Origin of the sequence: Allofournierella massiliensis (genome assembly GCF_964241245.1) — a bacterium.
GTDB lineage: Bacteria > Bacillota > Clostridia > Oscillospirales > Ruminococcaceae > Allofournierella > Allofournierella massiliensis.
Map to the genome: position 1 here is coordinate 1 of NZ_CAXSWZ010000065.1, position 1,310 is coordinate 1,310.

Annotated in this window: 1 protein-coding gene; it reads left to right on the forward strand. The window is 52.0% G+C overall.

Features of this window, described 5'->3' with window-relative positions:
- The coding region (locus tag ACESYO_RS16360; RefSeq protein WP_373210880.1) for a VirB4-like conjugal transfer ATPase, CD1110 family at positions 1–1,310 on the forward strand (1,310 nt) is incomplete at both ends.

Below are 1,310 nucleotides of genomic sequence, written 5' to 3' on the forward strand. Positions count from 1 at the left end.
CCTTACATCATTCTGAGCATTGATGTGGTTCCGGTGGAACCGGAAGATGCCATGCAGGCTCTGGAAGAGGTGCGCATGGCGGTGGATGCAGAAAAAGCCCGTTTCAATCGCAGAGCCGTGGACAAACTTGATTTCACCGCCAGTATTCCTCCCCGCACTCTTGCCCAGGAAGAAACCATGAAGCGATATTATGCCGACATCACCGAGGATGACCAGCAGATGATGCTGTCCATGCTGAGCGTTGCCTATTTTGCGGATTCTCTGGAAGATCTGGCTCTGGAAACCGATGCCTTGAAAACCACTGCCGTCAACTACAACTGCCGGTTCACCGAGCTGTTTTTTCAGCAGGAGGATGCCTTCAACACCGCTATGCCCTATGGCCTGCGCCGCTTGGAAAACGTACATACCATGGTCACGAAAAATGTTACCGCATTGGTTCCCTTCAACACACAGGAAGTGCTGGTACCCGGTGGCATTTATTATGGTGTGAACGATATGTCCGGCAACCTTATCGTCGGCCTGCGCACCGAACTGATGAACGGCAATGCCATGATCCTTGCCACTTCCGGCAGCGGCAAGAGTATGTTCACCAAACAGGAAATCATGGAGCTGTTCCTGCGGTTCCCCAAGGCTCGTTTCTACCTTGTCGACCCGGAAAATGAGTACCGCCCGCTCGTGGAAGAGCTGGGCGGTATTGTGGTGGATATTTCGGTGGAAAGCCGCACCTACCTGAATCCGCTGGAATACAAGCCGGAACCCGGTTCTGACACGCTGCCCAACGAAGCAAAGGTGGAATTCATCCTGTCCCTTTGTGAGCAGATCATGGGCAAAAACAACGGCTATATCGGAGATAAGAGCATCATCGACAACAGCCTAAGAAACATCTACGCTCCCTATGTGAAGTCCAACTACGAGGGTGATTGTCCCACACTGCATGACCTTTGGAAAGACCTGAAGGAGCAACCCTTGGAACGCGCCAAGGAGATTGCCCTGGCCCTGGAAGTCTATGTAAACGGCAGTCTGTCCATGTTTGCCAAGCCCACCAATGTGGACATGACCAACCGGCTGATCTGCTTCAACATTCAGAGTCTGGGCGGTCAGCTGAAGGCGGTAGCCATGTTGTACATGCTGGAATTCATCAACACCCGTGTAATGACCACTGAGCGCAGCAGTTCTACCTGTGCAACATGGGTTTATTTTGATGAGATCTATCTCCTGCTGCAAAACGAGCTGAGCGCACAATTCCTCTTCACCAGCTGGAAACGCTTCCGCAAATACAACGCCTTTGCCACAGGAATTACCCAGAACAT